A 25,265-nucleotide genomic window follows, 5' to 3' on the forward strand; every position below is an offset into this window, starting at 1 on the left:
ACCGCAGCATGCGAGCCATGTGAGCCGTACTGTGCCGGGCGCCAGAGATGGGCTGCTGTTCCCATCCTCTCCGCCCTCGTCGCAGAAGGCCAGCTTCGGCCACGCCTCTCAGCCCTTGATCAGGTGCTCTCTCAGCCTTTGACCAGGCGCTCTTTCAGCCTTTCGGCAACGGTGCGAACGCGGCTGACCGGAGGCGCTCGTGACGGGTCGTGGCCACACCGAGCATCGTCCGGGACGCCCGGCGCAGCAGCTGCGGGGAGATCAGCCGGGTGGACTCGTAGCGGCGCAGCGCCCGGGACGTCGCACCCGCGGTGAGCGCCCGCCCCAGGACGAGCGCGTCCACCAGCGACTCGTTGGCACCGCGCCCCAGGTTCGGTGCCATGGCATGCGCCGCGTCCCCGATCAGCACGGCATGCCCGCGCACCAGCCGTCCGGGCCACCGGGACTCCCATAGGTCGTTGACCAGCGTGTTCTCCGCATCGGCGTGGCGCAGGACCTCCGCTGGCCCAGCCGGGCCCTGGTCCCAGCGGGCGCGCAGCGCATCCAGGGCCTCGTCCCTGCCGGCGAACCGCTGCCGCGGAACGGTGGCGAACCAGTTCACCCCTCCGCCCGGTCGCGGGGTGATGCCGAACAGCCCGTCGGCGCGCCAGATCTCCTGCAGGGCGTGCTCGCTCAGATCGGCGTCGATGACGCCCCTGAGCACGGTGACCGGTAGGGGCCGGGCGCCGGACCGGCGCCAGTGCTCCTGCCGGATGAGGCTGTGCACGCCGTCCGCGCCGACGATGAGATCCCCGGCGAGGTCCCGGCTGGTCGCCACGGTGCGCCGGTGGACGCTCACCCGGCTGGGCAACCGGTCGCGCAGAAGCCCGATGAGAACGGGCCGCGGGATCAGCTGGACATCGGCGCCGCGCACCCGCGCCAGGACGCGGCCTGCACCGTCGCGCAGCAGCCCCTCGCTGATCTGCAGTGATTCCCTCCGGAGCGCCGCGCCGAGCCCCAAGGCCTCCAGTGCCCGGCGGCCACCCGTCTGGATGCCGAAGAGCGTCGGCACCGGCCGGGCATCCCAGTCGGCTTCGTGCAGATGGACGTCCCAGCCGCAGCTGAGGAACCCGGCCAGGGCCAGGCCGGAGACCCCGCCGCCGACGATATGTGCTGTGCGCATGCCGCCACTGTACAACAGATGTTGTTTCACGCCCCTGCTGAGGGAACGGGATCGGGGACCGCTGCGGTGTGCCGGGACAGGCGCGAGGCACCGTGCAGGACCTCGTTGCGGAGGCGGAACGGCGCCCAGCTCGGGAGGCGACGCGAACTGGGGAGGGAGATGAGGGGAACGGAAACGGGAACGGGACGCATGGGATCATGTGGGCATGTCCAGCCGCCGCCACGAGATCCTCGACGCCGCCGTCCGCGTCCTGGGGGCGGAGGGACCGCGGGGGCTGACGCATCGGGCCATCGACCGCGAAGCGGGGCTGCCGCTGGGCAGTACCGCGAACCTCTTCGGCCGTCGCACGGAACTGCTGCAGGGCATCGTGGCGCGGATGGAGGAACTCGACCGCGCCCAATGGAGCCACGACCCGGGCCCGGTGCAGGACCTCGAAGCCCTCGCGCACGCCCTGGAGCGCATGATCCGGGCCATCGCGGAGCCGCCCCTGAACCGGGTGCAGAAGGCGCGGTACTACCTGCAGATGGAACTCCCGGAAGAGACGGCGGAGACCAACCGGCGCCTGGGAGCCGAACTGCAGCAGATGGTGCGGGCACTCGGCGGGACGGCCGAGGACACCGGGGTGGTCCTCGCAGCGCTGGACGGCCTCATGCTGCGGGGAGTGACCTATGGGCCCGGCGCGCTTCCCGCCGAGGGGGAGATGGCCACCGCACTGCTCCGGCTCATGAGAGGCGACTGACAGCCACCTCTCGCCGGCCGCTGTCCCGCGACGTCATGCCGCGTGGCTGACCTGCTACCGCTGTGGCCGCCCCGCCCTAGGCCGCTCAGCCACAGGCCGCCGATGCGGTTACTGGCCTTCCTCGTCGACGACCGTGGCGTCCTCCACCGAGACGCATTCACGTTCCTGCTCCAGCACGGCGACCGCACCGCTGAGCTCGGTGATCACGGTCTGGCCGCCCACCGCGTCATTGGAGACCAGCACCTCGACCGCCGGCTCGCGGCCGTAGGTGACGAAGAGCCAATGGTCCCCGGCCTCCTCGCTGAGCCAGTCCACGCCGTTGACCGAGACGCAGGGGGTGGTGGTCGGGCCCGGGGGCTCCACGCCGCACCGCAGGATGGCCGCGCTCGGATCGCCCCAGGCGGCAGTCGCCTGCGAGGTCGTATCGCGGCGTTCGTTCCCTCCGACCTCATCCGGCAGGCGGAGCATGACCTCCGCGCAGTCCGGATCGGCCGCATCGGCCGCCGGCTCCACCATCACGGCATGGGCGCAGGAACTCACCGACACCGCGGTGAGCATCACGAGGGCGGTGACGCGAAGGGTTCTCATCGGCATCCAGGATACCGCCCGCCAGCCGCGGGCCTGGAGCAGCGCCCGCAGCCGCTGGCCGTGGAACACTTAAGGGCGTGACCCTACGCTGCGCCGATCTCGGGGAGGACGGCCTCCTCGCCCGCATCCTGCCCCTGGTGGACCCTGACCGTCACCCGCCCGGACCAGAGCGTCCCTTTGCCGAGGCACGCGGCGGCGTGCTGCTCGGCCCCGGAGACGACGCAGCCGTCGTCCGCGCGCCCGGCGACCAGGTCATCACCACCGACATGCTCGTGGAGGGCCGGGACTTCCACCGCGACTGGGGCGACGGCACCGCCCTGGGCATCAAAGCCGCCGCGCAGAATCTCGCCGATGTCGCCGCCATGGGCGCCCGGCCCACCGGCCTCGTCGTCGCCCTCGGACTGCCCGGCGACGTCCCCGTGGCCTTCGTGGAGAACCTGGCCTCGGGGCTGGCGGCTGAAGCCGCCCGGGGTGGTGCTGCCGTCCTCGGCGGTGATCTCTCCGGAGCCGGTGAGATCACGGTCTCGGTGACGGCGTTCGGCGCACTCGACGGGCGCCCGCCGGTCACTCGCTCGGGGGCGCGGCCCGGTGATCTGGTGGCGCTCGCCGGCACCGTGGGGCGGGCCGCCGCCGGACTCGAGCTGCTGCTGGCCGGGTATCGCCCCGGTGCGTTCGGAGAGGCTGATTGCGGCCTCGCCGGGGCCGAACCGCACGCGCTCGACGCGCTCATCGGGGCGCAGCTGAGCCCCCGGCCGCCCTACCTGTCCGGGCCTGAGGCAGCCCGGGCGGGAGCGCGGGCGCTCATCGACGCCTCCGACGGCCTGGTCCAGGACCTCGGCCGGGTCGCCGCCGCCAGCGGAGTGCGGATCGAGATCGACGGCTCTTCTCCGGCGCTGCGCGCGCTCACCGCCGAGCTGCTGCCCGCCGCCAGGCTGCTCGGCACGGTGCGGCCGGAGGAAGAGGCAGCGGATGAGGCGGCACGGGAGGATGCGACGCCGCAGGAACAGGCACGGCGCTGGCTTCTGGGCGGCGGTGAGGACCATGGCCTGCTGGCGGTGTTCCCTGCCACGGGCACACCGGAGCACGCGGGCACACCGGGGTGTCCGTCCCTGCCGGTAGGCTTTCAGATCGTCGGGAGGGTACTCGCCGCGGAGGACGGCCAGGCGCAGGCCGGCCTCGTGAGCGTCGACGGTGTTCCGGCCGATCCTCACTCCGGGTTCAGCCACTTCCGGCAGGGGTGAGTTCCCGCACACGGGGCGGGGTGGCCCGAACGCGGCCGACGCCGGATACCCGGCCCGAACGTCCGCGCCGGTCCCGCGCGTCAGCCGGTGCCGCTGCCGGGCGGAAAAGGACGTGCGGGTAGCGCCGGAGGCAGGAACCGGTTCCGCCGCCGGGCGGGACCGGAACGCGGGGCGAACGGAAAGGGCAGGAAGGAGCAACGGTGAGCACCGGAAGCCGGGCCGAGCTCAGCGCGCGGGCAGCGCGGGCGTGGTCGCGCCGCTCCCTGGCCAATCTGCGCGATGAACGCAGCGCGATCGACGACATCAACGTCTTCCCGGTGGCCGATGGCGACACCGGCACCAATCTCTACTTCACCCTGCTCTCCGCCCACCGGGCCGTGGAACGGCTGCCGCACGAGGCTGCCCTGCACGAGGTGCTCAGCGCCATGGCGCGGGGAGCTCTGCGCGGGGCCCGCGGCAACTCCGGTCTGATCCTCTCGGTGGCGCTGCAGGGATGCGCCGATGCCTGGGAGGGGATCGCCGTCGCCGACGCCGGCGCGCTCGCCTCGGCGCTGGAACTCGCCGCCGCCCGCGCCCGCCGTGCGGTCGCCGCGCCGGTCGACGGGACCATGCTCAGCATCATGGATGCCATTGCGCGCGAAGCCAGAGCCCGCGCCGGAGCCGGACTGGAGGAGCAGATCCATGCCGTGCACCGTGCGGCCCGGGACGCCCTGGCGCGCACCCCGGAGCAGTTGAGCGTGCTCTCCGCCTCCGGAGTGGTGGACGCCGGCGGCATGGGCGTGCTCGAACTCGTCGATGCCCTCTACGTGATCGGCACCGGCACCATGCCGCCCGCCCGGACCGGGCTGCTGCAGCCGGTCAGCCGGCCGGAGCCGCTGCCGCTGCAGGTGGGGAGCGGTGATGAACCGCCAGCCGCGACGGCTCGCGCACCTATGGCCGGCGCTGCGGGCGAGGGGCAGACGGCCCTGGAGATCGTCGCGGACCTCATGGCGATGCCCGATGAGGACGCCTACCGGGCCCTGCGGGAACGGCTGGGCGCGCTCGGCGCGGATTCGCTCGTGCTCTCGCCCCTGAGCCCGCCAGCGCTGGGAGCCGCGCGGCTGCACCTGCACCTCCCCGGTGAGGCGCCCGCCCGCCAGGCGTTGGCGATCCTCGCGGCACCGGCACCGCTGACCGCGCTGCGGATGGAACGGCTCGGGCGCGGACGTGAGCACGGTTTGCCGGGAGCCGCCGGCGCAGCCGGCTCCGGTGAGGAGGGCCCGCTGGTGGTGGCCTTCGCGAAGGAGACCTCCCTTGCCATGCTCTTCGCCCTCGGAGGCGCACTCGCCATTCCCCTGGACCCGGCGGCCGACACCGTGCCCGCGCATCTGGACGCGCTGCTGGCCGAGCACCCGGAGCGGCCGCTCATCGTCCTGCCCAACCACCGGGCCGCCCTGCAACGTGCCCGCACCCATCTGCGCTCCTTGCCGCGGACGGCGCACGCGCACCTGCATCTCGTACGCAGTCGCGCGGCCGTCCAGGGACTGAGTGCCCTGGCGGTCCACGATCCTGCCGCCGAGGCCGCCGACCTCGCCGAGGACATGACCGAAACCGCTGCGGCCACCCGTACCGGCGCCGTGCGCCGGGCGACCTACGCCGGGAGTTCCCCTGCCGGCGAGGTCGCCATCGGCGATTACCTCGCCCGCATCGACGGTCGTACCCGCCTGGTGTCGGACCGGCTGCTCCCGGTCGCCCGTGGTCTGCTGGACCGGCTGCTGGGCGCCGGCGGTGAACTCATCACCCTCGTCACAGGCGCGGAGCTGCCGCCCGGTGTCGTGCCCGAGCTGCGTTCCTGGCTGGCGCAGCACCACCCCGAGACGGAGATCAGCGTCCTGGACGGGCACCAGTCGGCCGATCTGCTGCTGGTCGGAGTGGAGTGAGGCACGCATGACCGCCACCGAGAAGCCGTTCCTGGACCGTTCCCTGTCCGCCTTCGTCCCGCCGCGCCAGGCCAAGGCCTTCCGCGAGGCGGGCCTGGCCACCGCCGGCGCGCTGCTGCGGTACTTCCCCCGGCGGTACATCGACCCCGGGGAGCTGACCGACCTGGCCGGACTGGAAATCGGCGTCGAAGCCACCGTGCAGGGCCGCATCGTCTCGGTGGGCTCCCGCCGGATGCACTCGCGGCGCGGTCACCTCACCGAGGTGCGCCTGCGGGATGACTCCGGTGCGGAGCTGACGGCGACGTTCTTCAACCAGCCCTGGCTGGAACGCAAGCTCACCGGCCGCCGCTCCATGGTGCTCAGCGGCAAGACCGGCCTGTACCGCGGCAAACTGCAGCTCGCCTCGCCGCGCTGGCTCGACGAGCCCGGGGAGGTGGCCCTGGACGAGGAATCCGCGCTGGAAGTGGCGATCCGCCCCACGCCGCTGTACCCCGCCACCGCGGATCTGAGCACCAAGACCGTCATGACCGTGATCCGGCAGCTGCTTGAGCTGATCCTCGTCGAGCCCGTCGACGATCCGCTGCCGGCGCCCCTGCGCCGCCGCCACGGCTACCCCGAGCTGGTCGAGGCGCTCCGCCTGGTGCACACCCCGGCCACCATGGAGGACGCCCACCGCGGTCTGGCCCGGTTCCGGTTCGAGGAGGCCTTCGCCCTGCAGACCGTGCTGGCCAGGCGCCGCGCCGACACCGCCGCGGCCAGTGCCGTGCCGCGCCCGCTTAGACCCGAGGACCAGGACAGTGTGTTGCGTGTCTTCGACGAGGCGCTCCCGTTCACGCTCACCGCGGCGCAGCGGCGCGCCGGTGAGGAGATCGGGGCGGACCTCGCCCGGGAATCGCCCATGAACCGGCTGCTGCACGGCGAGGTCGGCGCCGGCAAGACCCTGGTGGCGCTGCGCGCCATGCTCCAGACCGTCGACGCCGGCGGCCAGGCGGTGCTGCTGGCGCCCACAGAGGTGCTCGCCGCCCAGCACTTCGCGTCCCTCACCGGGGCCCTCGGCGAACTCGGCGACCGGGTCAAGGTGGTCCTGCTCACCGGGTCCATGCCTCAGGCGCTCAAACGGCAGGCACTGCTGGACATCGTCACCGGCGAGGCGGACATCGTGGTGGGCACCCACGCCCTGCTGGAGGACCGGGTCTCGTTCTTCCAGCTCGGCCTGGTGGTGGTGGACGAGCAGCACCGGTTCGGTGTCGACCAGCGTGAGGCGCTGCGCGGAAAAGGCGGCGACGCGGTGCCGCACACGCTCGTGATGACCGCCACGCCCATCCCGCGCACGGTCGCCATGACGGTCTTCGGCGATCTGGACGTCTCCGTGCTCGACGAACTGCCCTCGGGCCGCCGCGACATCTCCACCCACGCCGTGCCGCTGGGCTCGCATCCGCACTGGATGGAACGCGTGTGGCAGCGGCTGGCCGAGCTCGTCGACGCCGGCCAGCAGGTCTACATCGTGGTGCCCCGCATCGGCGACGAGGCAGGCGGCAGGAGCGCAGCTGTGGACGGCGCCGACGAGGCAGCCGGCGTGGACGGCGTCGGTGAGCCGCCCGGTGCCGCCGAGGCCACCGGCGCCAAAGGCGGCTGGGGTGTGCAGGATGCGCTGGAGGCAGTCCTCGCGAGGCCGGAGTTCAACGGCCGTACCGCGGAGATCATGCACGGCCGGCTCCGTCCCGAGGAGAAGGACGCCGTGATGGGGCGGTTCGCCCGCGGCGAGGTGGACGTGCTGGTGGCGACCACCGTCATCGAGGTGGGCGTGGACGTGCGCAACGCCACCGGGATGCTGGTGCTGGATGCGAACCGCTTCGGGATCGCCCAGCTGCACCAGATCCGCGGGCGAGTCGGCCGCGGCGGGCAACCGGGACTGTGCTTCCTGGTCACCGAGGACACGGAGGAATCCGAGGCGTTCCAGCGGCTGAGCGCGGTGGCCGGCAGTAACGACGGCTTCGAGCTCTCCGAGCTGGATGTCCGGCAGCGGCGCGAAGGCGACGTCCTGGGGCGCGACCAGTCCGGGCGACGCAGCGGGCTCAAGCTGCTGAGCGTCATCGACGACCACCGCGTCCTGGCCAGGGCGCGGGAGGAGGCGGTGGCGATCGTGGCCGAGGACCCCGGCCTGGAGGCGCACCCGGCCCTGGCAGCCCTGTGCCGTGAGATCCTGAGCGAGGACCGGGAGCAGTACATCGACCTGGCCTGAGAGCCTGTCGCGTTCTGCTGCCGAGCTCTCCACGGACGGCCCGGGAGGTGCGCGTGACGCACCGGGGCGCCGGCACGGCGGGGGCTGGGCCCGTATTTCCGGAGCCGGGGTCCGCATTCCGGAGCCGGGATGGCGGATGGACGGGCATACGGCGCGCTTAAGGCGCACCCCAGCGCCGAGCTGGCGGGCGAAGCCGGTTCGCGACGCACGTGGGGGTGCGACCGGATCCGGCGCAGTGCAGAGACAGGTGCCGGACGAATACGGTGGTGGCGGCCGCGCAGGACCGACGGTCACGCGGAGCTGAGGAGCGGCGAGGAGCAGGGATGACGAGGATCATTGCCGGCGTGCACGGCGGTCTGCGGTTGCGCACGCCCAGGGGCGAGGGCACCCGGCCCACCAGCGACCGGGTCCGGGAAGCGCTGTTCTCCGCGCTGGAATCGCTGCACGCCATCGAGGGACAGCACGTCCTGGACCTGTTCGCCGGTTCGGGTGCGCTCGGGCTGGAGGCGGTCAGCCGCGGCGCTTCCTCCGCCGTCCTCGTCGATCCCGCACGTCCCGCGCTCACCGCGCTCCGGGCCAACGCCGCAGCGGTAGCGGGGGACCGCGTCGTCGTCGCCGGCCAGACGGCGCAGTCGTATCTGCAGCGCGCCAGCCAACCCGGCCAGCCCGCGGCGCTTCGGCGGCCCGGCCAGCCCGGCCGGCCTCTGCAATCCGGGCCATCGTCACAGCTCGGCGAGGACGGCCGGATCCCGCAGTCCGGTGAGGCCACCCGGCCCATGCAATCCGGGAAGAGCAACGGGTTCGGGCTGGTCTTCATCGACCCGCCCTACGACCTATCGGAGCAGGCGCTGAGCGAGGTGCTCACGGCTCTGCTTCCCCTGCTGAGCGACGAGGCCGTCGTCGTAGTCGAGCGCTCGGCGCGAAGCCCCCAACCGGAAGCCCCGACCGGACTGGAGACGTTCCGCCGGAAGACGTACGGGGAAACCGCGCTGTACTACCTGGAACCGGTACCGCCGGACGCTGACGGGTGATGACGACTGCCGAAGCGCTGCCGCTGAACACATCGGTCCCCGAACACGCGCAGGCGGCGTAGGCTTGGGAACCATGCGAGTGGTGTGCCCCGGCTCCTATGACCCCGTCACCAACGGCCATGTCGACGTCTTCCTGCGCGCGGCGCGGCTGTTCGACGAGGTGATCGTGGCTGTGGTCCACAACCCGTCCAAGCCCGCCGGCATGTTCACCATCCCCGAGCGCTTCGCCTTCCTGGAGGAGGCGCTGCAGGACAGGGCGGCGAACATCCGGCTCGACGAGGTGCCCGGTGGCCTGCTGGCCGACTACTGCCGCCGCATCGAGGCCCCGGCAGTGATCAAGGGCCTGCGTTCGGGCACGGACTACGAATACGAGCGCCGCATGGAGATGATGAACCGGCACCTGACCGGTCTGGAGACCCTCTACATCAGCGGTGACGCCGCGCTCGCCCATGTGTCCTCCTCCCTGGTCAAGGAAGTCGCCGTCAACGGCGGCGATGTGTCCGCGCTGGTTCCCCCCGTCGTCGCCCGGGCGCTCGCGGCCAAAGCCTCCTGACGTCTCCGGTGACGCCTCGGCGTCACTGTGATGCTTGGCTGAATGCACGACCCCGGTTGCCGCGGGCCACCCGAGGTGCAACCGGCGTCAACAGCGACGACTGGGGTCGCTCGGGCCGCTGTTCACTTGGATAGGGCTGTGAAAGCTCGCTTTGGCCCGGGCTGGCACTGTGGGGTAGACTGGCGGCTGCTGAATTGTGCTGATCTGTGCGTTCGGCGCTGCCGAAGGGGAGCGTCGATCTTTCTTTGGGGAGGGGACTGTGAAGGGCTCGGCCAGCGAGCTCGTCCTCGGCCTGAGGGCGCTGAACCTGTTCCAGAAGCCTGGAGCATGGGAACCGCTGCAGAAGACGGTACGTGCCCCCGGCGATCTGCGGATCGAAGTGATCGGCGTCGAAGAGGGCAGCGATCTTCACCTCGACCTCCAGCTGGAGAGCGTCGTGGAGGGCATCTACGTCTCGGGCACGGTGCGGGCAACCGCAGTCGGCACGGATGTGCGGACACTGGAGCCGCTCAGCCTGGACCTTGAAGTCCCGATCAACGAGTTGTTCGCTTACGACGCGGACGGCGAGGCGGAGGACGAGGTCTACGGCATCACAGGCGACCGGCTTGACCTGGAGCAGGCGATCCGGGACGCTATCGTGATGGCGTTGCCTTTCCAGCCGGTCGCGGCCGACGCCGATGAGGACTTCAGCTACACCACCGGGGCCGACTGGGAACCGGAGAGTGAAGCAGAGGACGCCGACCCCCGCTGGTCGGCACTGAAGAGTTTGTTGGACGAGAAGAAAGAGAGCTAGACGTGGCAGTCCCGAAGCGCAAGGTTTCGCGCAGCAACACCCGCCATCGTCGTTCGCAGTGGAAGGCGAAGGCCCCGGCCCTCGTCAAGTCCGTCGAGAACGGCCGGGTCGTGTACTCCCGCCCGCATCACGCAAAGGTCGTCGAGGACTCCGCGGGTACCCCGCTGTTCTTCGAGTACAAGGGCCGCAAGGTCGCCGACGTCTGACCGGTCTGGCATGGCTGACGGTACGACCGGCAGCGGAGCCGATCTGACGGCATTCACGGAGCGTCTCGGAGTCGACCTCGACCCCGAGGCGCTTCGTCTTGCCCTCACGCACCGCTCCTATGCCTTCGAGAACGGCGACCTCCCGACCAACGAGCGGCTGGAGTTCCTCGGCGACGCCGTCCTGGGACTGGCCGTGACGGACGTCCTGTTCCGGGACAACCCCGACCTGCCCGAGGGACGCCTGGCCAAGATGCGTTCCGCCGTGGTCAACACCCGTGCCCTCGCGACGGTGGCACGGGACCTCGGCGTGGGCGAGTACCTTCTGCTGGGCCGCGGCGAGCAGGTGACTGGAGGGCGGGACAAGGACTCCATCCTCGCCGACGCCCTGGAGGCGATCATCGGCGCCGTGTACTCCACCCTGGGACCGGAGACGGCCGCCGCCTTCGTGCGACGCATCGTCGGACCCATGCTGGACGATGCGATCCGGCTCGGCGCCGGGATGGACTGGAAAACCACCCTGCAGGAGACCGCAGCGCAGCGCGGCCTGGGAGCGGTCAGCTACGAGGTCACCGGCGTCGGACCCGACCACCAGCGCGAGTTCACCGCCCTGGCGCAGGTGGGCGGCATCACCCGCGGCTCGGGAGTGGGTCCGAACAAGAAGACCGCTGAAGCCCGGGCCGCCGAGGCCGCCGTGCGCGCCATCGTCGACGGTGAGCGCCTGGCCGCCGGCCGCAGCCGGGGTGTCCCGGACACTGAGGCCTCGCGGCCGCACGGGGAGCCGGAGCCAGCCGGCGACGCCGCCTCCCCAGCGCAGTCCTGAGCCGCGCGATGCCTGAGCTTCCGGAGGTCGAGGTCGTCCGGGCCGGTCTGGCCCGCCACGTGCCCGGCCGGCGAGTCGAATCCGTCGAGGTACTCGATGCGCGCAGCGTCCGGCGCCAGCCCGACGGCCCGGCAGGCTTCGTCGCGGGCTTGACCGGCGCCGTGCTGGGTGAACCGGTGCGCCGCGGCAAGTTCCTCTGGATCCCGCTGCACGGGCGGGCCCTTCCGGTCGCGCTCGTGGCCCATCTGGGGATGAGCGGCCAGATCCTGCTGCACCGCGCCGATCAGCCGCCGGACCAGTGGCACCGGCACACCCGCATCGTGCTTACCCTCTCGGCGCCGGAACGAGCCGTCTTCGATCAGATCCGCTTCCAGGACCAGCGCATGTTCGGCGGCCTGCATCTGGCGCCGATGCTGCCCACCGCCGACGGCGCCCCGGCAGGCCATGCCGATGGCGTCGCCGAGGCCCTGCTGCCGGTGCCGGTGTCACACATCGCCCGTGATCCGCTCGATCCGCACCTGGACCCGGCCGAGGTGCTGGCGCGGATGCGCCGTAGGCGGACCGGGGTCAAGCGGGCGCTGCTGGACCAGGGACTGATCTCCGGCATCGGCAACATCTACGCCGATGAGGCCCTGTGGCGAGCGGGCGTGCACTATGCCGCGCCCACCGACACGACGCGGCCCGCGCGGCTCGAAGCGGTCCTGCGTCACTGCGCCGAGGTGATGGAACAGGCCCTGGCCGAAGGCGGGACGAGCTTTGACGACCTCTACGTCAACGTCAACGGCGAATCCGGGTACTTCGACCGGAGTCTCAATGTGTATGGCCGCGCCGGGCTGCCGTGCCGGCGCTGCGGGGAACCGGTCCGCCGGGAGACGTTCATGAACCGCGGCTCCCATTTCTGCCCCCGCTGCCAGCGTCGCCCGCGCAACCCCCGGTGGTGAGCCCCCCGGGAGCCGGACCTTCCAGTTGCATCCGGAACGGCGTGAGGCGCGGCCGAGGCGCTCGGGACGAGCATCATGATCGTGAGCGCACCCGCCTCGACGCGCCCGGGCGCAGTCCCCGTTCAGCGCGGCCCATGCGATTCAGGGCAGCGCTGCGACCGCCAGCTCGGCGAGGATGACGGCGGCCACGCCGATGAACACCACGCCGGCGATGAGATCCAGCCAGGGAGCAGCCTGACGGAACCGGCGCCGGAACGCCTGGGCCGAGGCCGCCAGCGCCACCCCGGTGAACCACAGCAGACCGGTCACGATCATCAGCGCGGCGATTCCCGCCTTGTCCCAGCCGCTGGCCTCCGCGGGGAGGAACTGGGTGATGAGCGCGGTGAAGAAGATGATCGCCTTCGGATTGGACAGGTTCGTCATCAGCCCGAGCGCCCACGGCCGCCGGGTGGCCGGTGCCGGTGTGCTGTCGCGGGTGCCCGTGCGCAGTCCGGTCACGCCGGCGCGGATGCTCTGCACCCCGAGCCAGAGCAGCACGCAGGATCCGAGCGCCTGAAGGACCGGCAACGCCCACGGAAGCGTGAGCAGCAGCGCGGTCAGTCCCAGGACGGAGGCGGCGATCCAGAGCGCGTTGCCGCTCATGATGCCCAGTGCCGCCAGGACGGCGGCGCGCCGTTCCCGTGCCCCCAGGCGCAGCAGGAGGAAGATATCGGGACCCGGCGTCGCAATGGCGACAGCCCAGGTCAGGGCCAGCAGCAGCCAGCCGTGCGGCGTCATGCGCGCAGCCTGAGGTACGACGATGTCACGGGCCGATGCTACCGGGTGCCGGCACCGGCCGCGCGCTCGTGCCGGAGGGCGCCTCGCGCCCTCCGGACAGCCGCATCCGAAAGGAACGCAGCCAGACCACATCGCCTGCAAGACCACGCCGCCCGGGGACAAAGACCACGCCGCCAGGCGGCACCAATGGCGGGCTGCTGTGCCGGTAACGGGCATCCCGCGGCGGAATCGCCATAGAATCGCCGTTATCGCCATGCAGCACCCAGGTTCATGGGGCAGCCGTGGCCCGGCCGCTTCCCGGGACGGCCCGGACGAGAGCGCTACACCGCGGTGCCGGCCGGCAAGCGGGATGCGCAAGAGAGGGGGACTGAGACGCCGTGCACCTGAAGACACTCACCCTGCGCGGCTTCAAGTCCTTCGCCTCCGCGACCACGCTGCACTTCGAGCCCGGGGTGACCTGCGTCGTCGGCCCGAACGGATCCGGCAAGTCGAACGTCGTCGACGCCCTCGCCTGGGTGATGGGGGAACAGGGTGCCAAGAGCCTGCGCGGCGGGAAGATGGAAGACGTCATCTTCGCCGGCACCACGACGCGCCCCGCGCTCGGCCGGGCGGAGGTCTCGCTCACGATCGACAACTCCGACGGCGCGCTGCCCATCGAGTACACCGAGGTGACCATCTCCCGGACCCTGTTCCGGTCCGGTGGCAGTGAGTACGCCATCAACGGCCAGCAGGCCCGCCTCCTGGACGTGCAGGAGCTGCTGAGCGACTCCGGCCTGGGACGGGAAATGCACGTCATCGTCGGCCAGGGGCAGCTGGACGCCGTGCTGCGCGCCACCCCCGAGGACCGGCGCGGCTTCATCGAGGAGGCCGCGGGCGTGCTCAAGCACCGGCGGCGCAAGGAGAAGGCGCAGCGCAAGCTCACCGGCATGCAGGCCAATCTGGACCGGCTGAGCGATCTCACCGCGGAGGTCGCCAAGCAGCTGGGACCGCTCGGGAGACAGGCCGAGGCAGCCCGGCGCGCTCAGACCGTCCAGCGGGATCTGCGCGACGCCCAGGCCCGGTTGCTCGCCGACGACCTCGCCCAGCTGCAGGCGAGCATCGACGCGGAGGCCGACTCCCACTCGGGGCTGAAGGCCGAACTCGCTCAGGTGGAGGAGGAGCGCCGCCGTCTGGAGGGCGAACTGAACGTGAACGCGGAGCTGCTCACCGCCTGCTCCCGGGACGTCGATGCCGCCCGTGAACTCTGCTTCCAGCTCTCGGCCTCCCATCAGAAGGCGCTGGCCCTGGCCAGGCGGGCCGGCGAGCGTTCCGCCCTGCTGGACCAGCAGGGCGAGGACCAGACCGGCGTCGGGCGCAGCCCCGAGGAGCTCGAAGCGCAGGCGGAACGGCTCGGCGAGGAGGTCGCTGAGCAAGAAGGACACGTCGCGGAACTCTCCGCACGGCGGGAGCAGGCCGCGCAGGCCAAGCAGGCCGCCGAGGAAGCCTACCGCGCCGAGGACCGGCGGATCGCGGAACTGACCCGTGCCGCCGCCGACCGCCGGGAGCATCTGGCCACGCTGGCCGGCAAGGTGTCCACGGCGGCGTCCCGGGTGGAGGCCGCCGAGGCCGAACTGACCAGGCAGCGCGAGCAGCTGACGGCGGCGAGGGAGCGCCGCGAGCGCTTCCAGACCGAGTTCACCGCCGCCGAGCAGGAGGCCGCGAGCGTCGACGTCGGGGAGGAGGACCTCGATGCCGCGCACGAGGCCGCCCTCGCCCGGCAGGAGACCGCCGACGCCGCCCTCGCCGAGGCGGAGAAGGCCCACCGGGAGGCGCTGGCGTCCCGGACCGCCCTGCAGTCCCGGCTCGAGGCGCTGCGCCTCGGGCTGGAACGCAGCGACGCGGCCGCCGAGCTGATCGAGGCGGGCGCACCCGGCGTCCGTGGCCGGCTGGCCGATCACATCGCCGTGGAACCCGGCTACGAGGACGCCGTCACGGTGGCCCTGGGCGGCAATGCGGAGGGTCTGCTGGTCGAATCGGCCGATGCCGCGGCCGAGGTCCTGGCACTGGCCCGGGAACAGGACGCGGGCAGCCTCGCGCTGAGCTACCCGCCGCTGCGCCCCGCTCAGGCCGCCGGTGCCGCAGGTCCGGAGGACCTCCCGCCCGGTGCGCGTCCCGCCGCCGGCCTGGTGCGCGGCGAGGACGCGGGTGTCGCGGCGCTGCTGGAGACCCTGCTGGCCGAGGTGGTCATCGCCGATCAGGCCGGCCCGGCAGAACTGGCGCTGCTGGAGCGCGGGCTCACCGTCGTGACCACGGCCGGGGAGCGCTTCGGCCCGGCGCAGGCCAGCCTGAGGCAGCACGGCGGGGAACTGCTTCAGCTGCACTCCGCAGTGGAGGAGACCCAGGGGGAACTGGAACGCCTGGAACGCCGCATCCAGCGGATGGCCTTCGAACTGGGGCCGCTGCGGCACGCCGCGCAGACCGCCGTGGACGAGGTGGAGGAGACGCTGGCGGCGCTGCACGAATCCGATGCGCGCATCACCGCCACCGTCGAGCATCTGGGCCAGCTGGGACAGAACGTCCGTGCCGCCGCAGCCGAGGCCGAGCGCATCGAGACGCTCATCGCCCGCACCGAAGAGGAACTGGAACGGCACCGCGCCCAGCACGTCAAGGCGCAGCAGGATCTGCGGGAGGCGGAGTCCGGGGAGACCGTGGACCTGTCGGACCCCGCGGAGCGGGACCGGCTCGCCGCGGAGGCGCAGACGGCCGCGGAGGCGCTCATGGACGCGACCCTCGCGCTGCGTGCGGCGCAGGACCAGCTGGACTTCACCCGTAAGCGGCAGACGGGACTGCAGGACACCGCCCGGCGGGAGCGACGTGCCCGGGAAGAGGCGGCGCGCCGCCGCGAAGCACGGAAGGCCGCGGCCTGCCGCGCTGCCGCCGTCGCCCGGCTGGCGGAGCAGGCCGCTGAGGTCGCCGCGGCGCTGGAGAGCCAGGGCGTCGCCATGCGGGAGAAAGCCGTGGCGCGGCTGGAGCAGCTCAAGGAAGGACAGACGGAGCTGGGCACCCGCATGAACGAGGTGCAGGAGCGCCACGGCACCCTCACCCAGGCGGTGCACCGCGATGAGGTCGCCCGCGAGCAGCTGCACGCCAAGTACGAGTCGGCCGCCGAACGCGCCATGGAGAAGCTCTCCCTCACACCGGAGGCGCTGCTGGAGGGGTACGGCCCGCATCTGCCGGTACCCGATCCGGGCGATCCGGACGCGCCGGGCAAGCCCTATGTGCGCGCCGAACAGGAGAAGCGGCTCAGGCAGGCGGAGAAGACTCTGGCCAGGATGGGGCAGATCAACCCCCTGGCACTGGAGGAGTTCGCCGCGCTGGAGGAACGCCACCGCTACCTGGAGACGCAGCTCGCGGATCTGAAGAAGTCCCGCGCGGACCTGATCGGCATCATGCGCGATGTGGACCGGCACGTGGAGGAGATCTTCACCGCCGCGTACCACGACACGGCACGGGAGTTCGGCAAGGTCTTCCCGGTCCTGTTCCCCGGCGGCGAGGGCAAACTGGTCCTCACCGACCCGGAGGACATGCTCACCACTGGCATCGAGGTGGAGGCCCGCCCGGCCGGCAAGAAGGTCAAACGGCTCTCGCTGCTGTCCGGCGGCGAGCGCTCGCTGACCGCCGTGGCGCTGCTGGTGGCGATCTTCAAGGCGCGGCCGAGCCCGTTCTACGTGATGGACGAGGTCGAAGCCGCGCTGGACGATGTGAACCTGTCCCGGCTGCTGACCATCTTCGAGGAGCTGCGCGAGTCCTCGCAGCTGATCATCATCACCCATCAGAAGCGGACGATGCAGGTGGCCGACTCGCTGTACGGCGTCACGATGCAGAACGACGGCGTCAGCCAGGTGATCTCCCAGCGCATTCCCCGCTGATGTCAAGGGCCGCGATGCGACCGGGCTGAAAGATTGGGGGACATCGGGAACGCCCGATGCGTGGTCTACCATGTAATGGCACGTCTGACATCGCTTTTCACCCGCGATGCAGCGCCCGCGATGCAGGCCGCGCAGCACACCGCGCGCGGGGATGAACACCGTGGCGGATACGGTGGCGAACACCATGACGAGACTGGACGAGGGGAGGAGCCCGGGGGATGGACATCATCATCATCGGGCTCCTGGTCTGTCTCGCCATCGCGACCACGATCGTGCTCCTGGTAGCCGTCCCGGGCTTGCGCGCCGAGGGACGCCTGCGCAGCTCCCGCAAGGAGAACGAGCGCTTCCGGCTGCCGTACACCTGGACCGGCTACGACGCCAGCGGATACTTCGACGTGGACGAGGAGACCGCGCACCTGGCCACGCGCGAGCAGGCCGCCGTCACGGTCATGAAGGAGCACTCCTATGTGCTCTCGCCCCAGCCGGCCCGTCATCGGGTGCCCAGCGCGCTGACCTTCCGCCCGCGCACCCGCCACTGGGCGGTGCCCGACAACGGCGGGCAGGGATTCCTCGCCGGTCTGCGTCTCGTCCTCGGCCGCCGCTCCTGAAGACCGGGCCGCCGATGCGGCACAATGGAGTCCCGTGGAGACCACTGACCTGCTGATCTTCGGAATCGTCTTTGTCCTGGCCGTGCTGGGCACCGTCGGCGTGCTGTTCCTGCGTGCCACGCGCCTGCGCCGGCAGGAGCAGGCCCCGCTGGAGACCGACGTCCCCGAGGCCCCGACCGTCGAGGAGGAGACGCCGCCGGCACCGCCGCTGCGAGACGTCCCCACCGAGCCACAGGGCCGGCTGGCCCGGCTGCGCGACCGGCTGGCCAAGTCCAACTCGACACTCGGCCGCGGCCTGCTGAGCCTGCTGAGCCAGGACACCCTGGACGAGGCCACCTGGGAGGAGATCGAGGACACCCTGCTGCTGGCGGACATCGGCGCCGGGCCCAGCGCGGAACTGGTGGACCGGCTGCGCGAGCGGGTGCGGGTGCTGGGCACGCGCGATCCCGGGACCGTCCAGGCGCTGTTGCGTGAGGAACTGCTCGCGCTTGTGGACCCTCAGATGGACCGTGCCCTGAACGTGGACGGTGAGCAGAAGCCCGCCGTGATCCTCGTCGTCGGCGTCAACGGGGCGGGCAAGACCACCACCGTCGGCAAGATCGCCCGGGTCCTCGTGGCTGAGCACCGCAGCGTCCTGCTCGGTGCCGCCGATACCTTCCGGGCCGCCGCCGCCGAGCAGCTGGCGACCTGGGGCTCGCGTGTGGGCGTGGAGACCGAGCGCGCCGAGCAGGAGGGCGCCGATCCGGCCTCCGTCGCCTATCGCGCGGTGGAACGCGGGGTACAGGAGGGCACGGACGTCGTGCTGGTGGACACCGCCGGCCGGCTGCAGAACAAGGTCGGCCTGATGGACCAGCTCGGCAAGGTCAAGCGCGTCGCGGAGAAGCCCCTGGGCGGCCGGCCCGTCGACGAGGTGCTGCTGGTCCTCGACGCCACCACCGGCCAGAACGGCATGCAGCAGGCCCGGGTGTTCGCCGAGGCCGTGAACATCAGCGGCATCGTGCTCACCAAGCTCGACGGGACCGCCAAGGGCGGCATCGTGGTGGCGGTGCAGCGCGAACTCGGCGTGCCGGTCAAGCTCGTCGGCCTGGGCGAGGGCGCAGACGATCTGGCGCCCTTCGACCCCGAGGAGTTCGTCGACGCCCTGCTGCGCTGAGCACCCTCGTCCCGTGCCGTGCGGCGCCCTGCCGCGCTGAGCGCCTCCCGCTGCCGCCCGGCGCACTCCCGGGCGGCTTCCTTCACAGAACAACGGGGTAATGACGAAAGACCTCCGTAGACGGTGTCGTTTTGTCACTACGCTGTTGTTTTCTCACTACGCCGTTGTTTTCTCACTACCCTGTCGTTTTGTCACTGCGCTGATGTTCTGTTCCTTCCGCCCAGGTGCTGATGGGTCACAAGCGGAACCGCCATAAGGCTTGCTCAGGGAACCACTAGGGGTTCCACCAGGACCGCTGAAGCCCACGTAACCGGCGTTTAACGCAGGCGCCTAGGACGTAACGCCGACGAAACATCCGCGCGTTTCAGCTTTAACATCCGCTGGGAATACTGGCACCCAGTCGGCGCGTCGCGCCGCCTATCGAAGACGGGGAAACTCCTGGTCTGGATACGGGGGAACAATGGAAGAACTGTCAGCCATAGATGTGTGGCTCATGGTCACCGCGGCCATGGTCTTGCTGATGACGCCCGGTCTGGCGCTGTTCTACGGCGGTATGACCCGCGCCAAGTCGGCGCTGAACATGATGATGATGAGCTTCATCTCGATCGCCGGCGTCGGAGTCGTCTGGGTGTTGTGGGGCTACTCGATGTCGGGCGCCACGGGGGTGGCCCAGCTGTTCGGCAACCCGTTCGAGTACTTCGGGCTCTCCGGTGCGGTCGGCACCGCCGATCTGATCTCCATCGGCTTCGGCGCGACCTTCGCCATCATCACCACCGCGCTGGTCTCAGGCGCCATCGCCGACCGCGCGAAGTTCTCCGCGTGGTGCGTCTTCGTCCCGGTCTGGGTCACGCTCGTGTACTGCCCGCTGGCGTTCATGGTCTGGGGCGGCGGCCTGCTCAGCGAGGACGGGCTGGTCGGAGGCGCCGTGGGTGAGGCGATCGACTACGCCGGCGGCACCGTCGTGCACATCAACGCGGGCGTCGCGGCGCTCGTGCTCGCCCTGATCATCGGTCAGCGCAAGGGCTTCGGCAAGGACCCGAGCCAGCGGCCGCACAACGTGCCTTTCGTGATGCTCGGCGCGGCGCTGCTGTGGTTCGGCTGGTTCGGCTTCAACGGCGGCGCGGCTGAGGACCCGGTCGAGGCCGGCCTCATCTGGGTGAACACGATGGTGACGCCCGCCGCTGCCGTGATCGGCTGGCTGGTCGTCGAGCGGATCCGCGACGGACGGCCCACCTCCCTGGGTGCCGCCTCCGGCGTGGTGGCGGGCCTGGTGGCCATCACCCCGGCCTGCGCCGATGTGAGCCCGCTCGGCGCGATCCTGCTCGGCCTGGTGGCCGGCGTGCTCTCCGCCATCGCGGTGGGCTGGAAGTTCAAGCTCGGCTACGACGACTCCCTCGACGTGGTCGGTGTCCACCTGGTCGCGGGCGTCGTCGGCACCCTGGCCCTGGGCTTCCTGGCCCTCGACGGCGGCCTGTTCTACGGCGGCGGCATCGGCCAGCTCATCGCGCAGATCGTGGCGGCGGTCATCGCCATCGCGTACTCCGCGATCCTGACCCTGATCATCGGCCTGATCATCCACGCCACGATCGGCTTCCGGATCAGCGAGTCCGAGGAGGCCACCGGTGCCGACCTGACCCAGCACGCCGAGACCGCCTACGAGTTCAGCACCCTGGGCGGCGGCGGTGGCGGAGGCTCGTCGACGGCCGGCGCCCCGGACAACGGTCCCGTTCCCAGCCGAGACGGAGTGAACACATGAAACTCATCACAGCCATCATCCGGCAGAACACGCTCGACGCGGTCCGCGGCCGGCTCGAGGCCTACGGCGTGAAGGGCCTGACGGTCAGCCAGGCCAGCGGCTACGGCCAGCAGCGGGGGCACAAGGAGTTCTACCGCGGCGCCGAATACGCCGTGGACCTCCACCCGAAAGCGCGCGTCGAGGTGCTGACGGACGACGACTCGGCCGGCGCGGTGATCGACACCATCGTCGCCGCGGCGTTCACCGGCGAGGCCGGTGACGGCAAGGTCTGGTCCTCCCCGGTCGACGAGGTCGTCCGGGTCCGGACCGGCGAGCGCGGCGAGCTGGCCATCTAGGCGTCCATCCGGCCCGGTGCGGCGGGTCTCCCCGTCTGCCTCGCCGTGCATGAGGGCCACGTGCAGGGATGGACGGGTCCGGCGGGCATGGGCAGGCCTCCCCATATCGGGGAGTGCCTCCCGTGCCCGCCGTTCCGCTGTCCGGCGCGAGACTGAGCATCCGCGTGCCTTGGTACCCTGGAAGCTGACCTCTCCACGCGGAACTCGAGCATCACGACGCACAAGGAAACCATGTTCACCTCACTTTCGGATCGGCTGTCCGCCACCTTCAAGAACCTGCGTGGCAAGGGACGGCTCTCCGAGGCGGATGTCGACGCCACCATCCGGGAGATCCGCCGGGCGCTGCTGGACGCCGATGTCGCACTCCCCGTGGTGCGCGCCTTCACCGGCGCGGTCCGGGAGCGGGCGCTCTCCGACGAGGTCTCGCAGGCACTGAACCCCAGCCAGCAGGTCGTCAAGATCGTCAACGACGAGCTGGTGGGCATCCTCGGCGGCCAGACCCGCCGCATCCAGTTCGCCAAGCGGCCGCCGACGGTGATCATGCTCGCCGGTCTGCAGGGTGCCGGAAAGACGACGCTGGCGGGCAAGCTCGCCCACTGGCTGACCTCGGAGGGGCACCGGCCGATGCTGGTGGCCTGTGACCTGCAGCGGCCCAATGCCGTCAACCAGCTGCAGATCGTCGGCGAGCGCGCCGGCGCCTTCGTGTATGCGCCTGAGCCCGGCAACGGCGTCGGGGACCCGGTGAAGGTGGCCCGCGACGCCATCGAAGTCGCCAAGACCAAACTGCACGACATCGTGATCGTGGACACCGCCGGCCGGCTGGGCATCGACGAGGAGCTCATGCGGCAGGCCGCGGACATCCGCGCCGCGGTGAACCCCGACGAGGTCCTGTTCGTCATCGACGCGATGATCGGTCAGGATGCCGTCACCACGGCGCAGGCCTTCAACGAGGGCGTGGACTTCACCGGCGTGGTGCTCTCCAAGCTGGACGGCGATGCCCGTGGCGGCGCGGCGCTGTCCGTCGCCTCCGTGACCGGCAAGCCCATCATGTTCGCCTCGACCGGTGAGGGCCTGACCGACTTCGAGACCTTCCATCCCGACCGGATGGCCTCGCGCATCCTCGACATGGGCGATGTGCTCACCCTGATCGAGCAGGCCGAGAAGACCTTCGACGCCAAGCAGACGGAACAGCTCGCCAAGAAGGTCGAGAAGGGCGAGGACTTCGATCTCAACGACTTCCTCGTGCAGATGGAGTCCATCAAGAAGATGGGCTCGCTGAAGAAGATGATCGCCATGATGCCCGGCGCCGCTCAGTTCAAGGAGCAGCTGGAGGCCTTCGACGAGCGCGAGATCGACCGGGTCGAGGCGATCGTGCGGTCGATGACCCCGCAGGAGCGGGCCAATCCCCGCATCCTCAACGGATCCCGCCGGGCCCGCATCGCCCGCGGTTCCGGCCGCACGGTCACCGATGTCAACCAGCTCATGGAACGGTTCGAGCACGCCCGCAAGATGATGCGGCAGGCGGCCTCGGGCCGCGGGATGCCGCAGATGCCCGGTATGGGCGGCCCCGGGATGCCGCAGATGCCCCAGATGCCGGGAATGGGCGCCGGCGGCGGCAAGAAGACCCGCGGGAAGCAGCAGGCCAAGAAGCGCAAGGGCGGCAAGTCCGGCAACCCGGCCAAGCGCGCCGCCGAGGCGAAGGCCGCGGCCGAGGGCAAGAAGACCCAGCACCCGGCGGGCGCCTCCTTCGGCGGTTTCGACACCGGACCGGAGGAGCAGTTCGACCCGGGCAATCTGCCGAAGGGCTTCGGCGGCATCTTCGGCGGCCGGTGACCACGCTGGGGCCGTGTCGGCTGCGGGCTGGGGCTGGGCGGGCTCCTTCGCGCGACTGTGACTGCCAGATCCTCACGACTGTGAAAGGCTCCGCTCGATTGGGCGAAGTGGCGCTTTCTCTGGCACAATAAGCTGCTGTACCCGGTGCGTGCGGACCCTCTCAACCGTCATGCGCCGTGTCCGTGCAGCGCTTCACCGTTCCAGCCGCCCCACAGCTGCGGTGAGCGCTCGAAAACGAGAACCAAAGGAGACACCACTTCCGTGGCAGTCAAGATTCGACTCAAGCGTTTCGGCAAGATCCGCGAGCCCTTCTATCGCGTGGTCGTCGCCGACTCGCGCACCAAGCGCGATGGCCGGGCCATCGAAGAGATCGGCCTGTACCACCCGCTCCGCCAGCCCTCGCTCATCGAGATCGACTCCGAGCGCGCGCAGTACTGGCTCAGCGTGGGCGCGCAGCCGAGCGAGCAGGTCCTGAACCTGCTCAAGATCACCGGCGACTGGCAGAAGTTCAAGGGCCTTGAGGGCGCCGAGGGGACCCTGAAGCAGCCCGAGCCCAAGCCCGAGTTCAAGGCTCCTGAGGGTGGCTCCGTGCTGAAGGAAGCCATCACCCAGAAGGGCAAGGGCGGCAACGCTGACAACGCCAAGGCCGAGCAGGCCGAGGAGACGTCCGCCGAGGACGAGCAGGCCTGATGCTGGCGGAGGCGCTGGAGCATCTGGTCCGCGGCATCGTCGATTACCCCGAGGATGTCGTCGTCCGGGAGCGTGGCGGCCGTCGCGGCACCACCCTCGAGGTGCGGGTGCATCCCGAAGACCTCGGCCGGGTGATCGGCCGCCAGGGCCGCACCGCCAAAGCGCTGCGCACCGTCATCGGCGCACTGGCCGGCCGCGACCAGGTCCGCGTGGACCTGTCCGAGGCCTGAGGGCACGGGCGCCGGCAGAGGCACAGCCGTGCGCATGAACGCGATCACCGGCCCCCGTGAGCACATGCTCGCGGGGGCCGGCGTCGTTGCCGGCGCTACGGGAACGCGCACGGATGGCGCTGCGGGAACCCGGGAAGAAGACGCGGCACGACGCGGCGCGGGACAACCGCGTGACCGGCGGCAGGGCGCGTGCCGATCAGCCAGGTTGCCCGCCCATCAGGCAGAGCGCGCGCATCCATCAGGAGGACGGCTGCCCCGCGGGCACCAGGGCGGGCCGCCGCAGCGAGAACGCCGATGCGGTGTCAAGACAGCCGTCCCCCGGTACCCGGGCGGCTGCGCGCCGGAGCCGGCGCGATGAACCCCGGGAACGCCGAGCGTCCGCTGGCGGGGGGCAGGAAAGCAGGAGGATCAGGGACAGCATGGCTGAGATGAACGCGGTGGCACGGCTGGGCAAACCCCACGGCATCCGCGGCGAGGTGACCGTGGAGGTCCTCACCGACGCCCCGGAGGAGCGATTCGTGCCGGACACGGTCTTCGTCACCGAGCCGGACATCGGCCCCCTCACCCTGACCGGCGCCCGCTGGCACCGCGAGCGCCTGCTGCTCTCCTTCGCCGAAGTGACGGACCGCACCCGCGCCGAGCAGATCCGCAACACCCGCCTGATGGCGCCGGTGCTCGACGACGAGGAGGACGACGACGCCTGGCGCGCCGAAGAACTGACGGGCCTGAGCGTCCTGCGCGAGGGGACCCGCATCGGCGAGGTCACGGACCTGCTGTTCGGCACCGCCCAGGACCTGCTGGAGATCCGCCTGGACGAGGACGATCGCGCCGTGCTCGTTCCCTTCGTGGAGCAGATCGTCCCCGAGGTGGACGTCGAGGCGGGGCACATCGTGATCACCCCGCCCGGCGGGCTCATCGAGGAGGCCTGAGCGGGTATGCGCATCGACGTCTTCTCCATCTTCCCGGAGTACCTCGGGCCCCTGGATCTGTCCCTCATCGGCAAAGCCCGCGAGGCCGGGCTGCTGGATCTGCGGGTCCACGATCTTCGCGACTACGCCCACGACCGGCATCGCACCGTGGACGACACCCCCTACGGCGGCGGTGCGGGCATGGTCATGCGACCCCAGGTGTGGGGGGAGGCGCTCGACGCGGCCGCGGCGGACCGGCCCGGCGGTGTCCTGGTCGTCCCGAGCCCCGCGGGCGAGCCGTTCACCCAGGCGATCGCGCGGGACCTGGCCGCACGAGACCGGCTGCTGTTCGCCTGCGGACGCTACGAGGGCATCGATCAGCGGGTCTTCGCCGATGCGGGGCGCCATTTCGAGGTGCGTCTGCTCAGCTTGGGCGACTACGTCCTCAACGGCGGCGAAGTGGCCGCGCTGGCCATGATCGAAGCCGTCGGACGGCTGCTGCCCGGCGTCGTCGGGAACCCCGAGTCCCTGGCAGAGGAATCCCACGAGAACGGGCTGCTGGAAGCCCCCGTCTACACCAAGCCCGCCGAATGGCGGGGCTTAAGCGTGCCGGAGGAGCTCCTGAGCGGGCACCACGCCCGGATCGCGCGCTATCGTCGGGACGAGTCCCTGCGCCGGACCGCCGAGGTCCGGCCCGATCTCATCGCCGCACTGGACGCGCGGACGCTGGACGCGCACGACCTCCAGGTGCTCTCGGTGCTGGGCTGGACGGTCGAAGGCGGCCGCCTGGACCGGCGCCGTGACGACGTCACCCAGTAGCGCACGTGCGCGG

At 71.1% G+C, this 25,265-nt stretch carries 23 protein-coding genes; 20 read left to right on the forward strand and 3 right to left on the reverse strand.

Features of this window, described 5'->3' with window-relative positions:
• Positions 1-154: 154 nt before the first annotated feature.
• On the reverse strand, positions 155-1,162 hold the full coding sequence (locus IEW13_RS01075; RefSeq protein WP_188549065.1) for an FAD-dependent monooxygenase: 1,008 nt from the start codon (positions 1,160-1,162) through the stop codon (positions 155-157).
• Positions 1,163-1,367: 205 nt separating this feature from the next.
• Here IEW13_RS01075 and IEW13_RS01080 point away from each other — a divergent pair, with 205 nt between their 5' ends.
• The gene (locus IEW13_RS01080; protein ID WP_188549066.1) at positions 1,368-1,901 is read left to right on the forward strand and encodes a TetR/AcrR family transcriptional regulator; all 534 of its coding nucleotides are present in this window, start codon (positions 1,368-1,370) and stop codon (positions 1,899-1,901) included.
• A gap of 108 nt (positions 1,902-2,009) precedes the next feature.
• On the opposite strand, the gene IEW13_RS01085 is transcribed toward IEW13_RS01080, so the two are convergent.
• Positions 2,010-2,489: a DUF3515 domain-containing protein gene (locus tag IEW13_RS01085; RefSeq protein WP_188549067.1), complete on the reverse strand. Its 480-nt coding sequence runs from the start codon at positions 2,487-2,489 to the stop codon at positions 2,010-2,012.
• Between the two features lie 77 nt (positions 2,490-2,566).
• Between IEW13_RS01085 and thiL the strand changes: the two genes are divergently transcribed.
• From thiL to mutM, 9 genes are all read left to right on the forward strand, one after another.
• The gene (gene thiL / locus IEW13_RS01090; RefSeq protein ID WP_229744843.1) at positions 2,567-3,730 is read left to right on the forward strand and encodes a thiamine-phosphate kinase; all 1,164 of its coding nucleotides are present in this window, start codon (positions 2,567-2,569) and stop codon (positions 3,728-3,730) included.
• Positions 3,731-3,930: 200 nt separating this feature from the next.
• Positions 3,931-5,649: a DAK2 domain-containing protein gene (locus tag IEW13_RS01095; protein ID WP_188549068.1), complete on the forward strand. Its 1,719-nt coding sequence runs from the start codon at positions 3,931-3,933 to the stop codon at positions 5,647-5,649.
• 7 nt (positions 5,650-5,656) lie between these two features.
• Positions 5,657-7,891, forward strand: coding sequence for an ATP-dependent DNA helicase RecG (locus IEW13_RS01100; RefSeq protein ID WP_188549069.1), 2,235 nt, complete (start codon positions 5,657-5,659; stop codon positions 7,889-7,891).
• Positions 7,892-8,214: 323 nt separating this feature from the next.
• On the forward strand, positions 8,215-8,922 hold the full coding sequence (locus tag IEW13_RS01105) for an RsmD family RNA methyltransferase (RefSeq protein WP_188549070.1): 708 nt from the start codon (positions 8,215-8,217) through the stop codon (positions 8,920-8,922).
• Positions 8,923-8,995: 73 nt separating this feature from the next.
• Positions 8,996-9,475: a pantetheine-phosphate adenylyltransferase gene (coaD, locus tag IEW13_RS01110; protein WP_188549071.1), complete on the forward strand. Its 480-nt coding sequence runs from the start codon at positions 8,996-8,998 to the stop codon at positions 9,473-9,475.
• 259 nt (positions 9,476-9,734) lie between these two features.
• A complete protein-coding gene (locus IEW13_RS01115) occupies positions 9,735-10,268 on the forward strand; it encodes a YceD family protein (RefSeq protein ID WP_188549072.1) in 534 nt (177 codons plus the stop codon).
• Positions 10,269-10,270: 2 nt separating this feature from the next.
• Positions 10,271-10,474: a 50S ribosomal protein L32 gene (gene rpmF, locus IEW13_RS01120; RefSeq protein ID WP_188549073.1), complete on the forward strand. Its 204-nt coding sequence runs from the start codon at positions 10,271-10,273 to the stop codon at positions 10,472-10,474.
• A gap of 10 nt (positions 10,475-10,484) precedes the next feature.
• Positions 10,485-11,294, forward strand: coding sequence for a ribonuclease III (gene rnc, locus IEW13_RS01125; protein ID WP_188549074.1), 810 nt, complete (start codon positions 10,485-10,487; stop codon positions 11,292-11,294).
• A gap of 8 nt (positions 11,295-11,302) precedes the next feature.
• On the forward strand, positions 11,303-12,235 hold the full coding sequence (mutM, locus tag IEW13_RS01130; RefSeq protein WP_188549075.1) for a bifunctional DNA-formamidopyrimidine glycosylase/DNA-(apurinic or apyrimidinic site) lyase: 933 nt from the start codon (positions 11,303-11,305) through the stop codon (positions 12,233-12,235).
• 141 nt (positions 12,236-12,376) lie between these two features.
• Here mutM and IEW13_RS01135 read toward each other — a convergent pair whose 3' ends face one another.
• Complete coding sequence (locus IEW13_RS01135) at positions 12,377-13,012, reverse strand: LysE family translocator (RefSeq protein WP_188549076.1); 636 nt, start codon at positions 13,010-13,012, stop codon at positions 12,377-12,379.
• Positions 13,013-13,389: 377 nt separating this feature from the next.
• Between IEW13_RS01135 and smc the strand changes: the two genes are divergently transcribed.
• The 10 genes from smc (at position 13,390) to trmD (ending at position 25,252) form a co-directional block, all read left to right on the forward strand.
• Positions 13,390-16,920, forward strand: coding sequence for a chromosome segregation protein SMC (smc, locus tag IEW13_RS01140; RefSeq protein ID WP_188549077.1), 3,531 nt, complete (start codon positions 13,390-13,392; stop codon positions 16,918-16,920).
• A gap of 218 nt (positions 16,921-17,138) precedes the next feature.
• Entirely contained in the window at positions 17,139-17,528 is a 390-nt protein-coding gene (locus IEW13_RS01145; protein WP_188549078.1) for a hypothetical protein, read from the forward strand.
• A gap of 34 nt (positions 17,529-17,562) precedes the next feature.
• Entirely contained in the window at positions 17,563-18,681 is a 1,119-nt protein-coding gene (gene ftsY / locus IEW13_RS01150) for a signal recognition particle-docking protein FtsY (RefSeq protein WP_229744844.1), read from the forward strand.
• Positions 18,682-19,141: 460 nt separating this feature from the next.
• Positions 19,142-20,437: an ammonium transporter gene (locus IEW13_RS01155; protein WP_229744845.1), complete on the forward strand. Its 1,296-nt coding sequence runs from the start codon at positions 19,142-19,144 to the stop codon at positions 20,435-20,437.
• On the forward strand, positions 20,434-20,772 hold the full coding sequence (locus tag IEW13_RS01160; RefSeq protein WP_188549079.1) for a P-II family nitrogen regulator: 339 nt from the start codon (positions 20,434-20,436) through the stop codon (positions 20,770-20,772). The genes IEW13_RS01155 and IEW13_RS01160 overlap by 4 nt, the downstream gene beginning before the upstream one ends.
• A gap of 231 nt (positions 20,773-21,003) precedes the next feature.
• Positions 21,004-22,605 (forward strand): signal recognition particle protein, encoded by a 1,602-nt coding sequence (ffh, locus tag IEW13_RS01165; RefSeq protein ID WP_188549080.1) that lies wholly within the window; start codon positions 21,004-21,006, stop codon positions 22,603-22,605.
• Between the two features lie 261 nt (positions 22,606-22,866).
• Positions 22,867-23,295, forward strand: a complete 429-nt coding sequence (gene rpsP, locus IEW13_RS01170) for a 30S ribosomal protein S16 (RefSeq protein WP_188549081.1) — start codon at positions 22,867-22,869, stop codon at positions 23,293-23,295.
• On the forward strand, positions 23,295-23,525 hold the full coding sequence (locus IEW13_RS01175; RefSeq protein WP_188549082.1) for an RNA-binding protein: 231 nt from the start codon (positions 23,295-23,297) through the stop codon (positions 23,523-23,525). The genes rpsP and IEW13_RS01175 overlap by 1 nt, the downstream gene beginning before the upstream one ends.
• A gap of 419 nt (positions 23,526-23,944) precedes the next feature.
• Complete coding sequence (rimM, locus tag IEW13_RS01180; RefSeq protein ID WP_308420786.1) at positions 23,945-24,454, forward strand: ribosome maturation factor RimM; 510 nt, start codon at positions 23,945-23,947, stop codon at positions 24,452-24,454.
• A 6-nt stretch (positions 24,455-24,460) separates the two neighbouring features.
• Positions 24,461-25,252, forward strand: a complete 792-nt coding sequence (gene trmD, locus IEW13_RS01185) for a tRNA (guanosine(37)-N1)-methyltransferase TrmD (protein ID WP_188549083.1) — start codon at positions 24,461-24,463, stop codon at positions 25,250-25,252.
• Positions 25,253-25,265: the final 13 nt, after the last annotated feature.

This window comes from Sediminivirga luteola, assembly GCF_014639315.1.
Lineage (GTDB): Bacteria > Actinomycetota > Actinomycetes > Actinomycetales > Brevibacteriaceae > Sediminivirga > Sediminivirga luteola.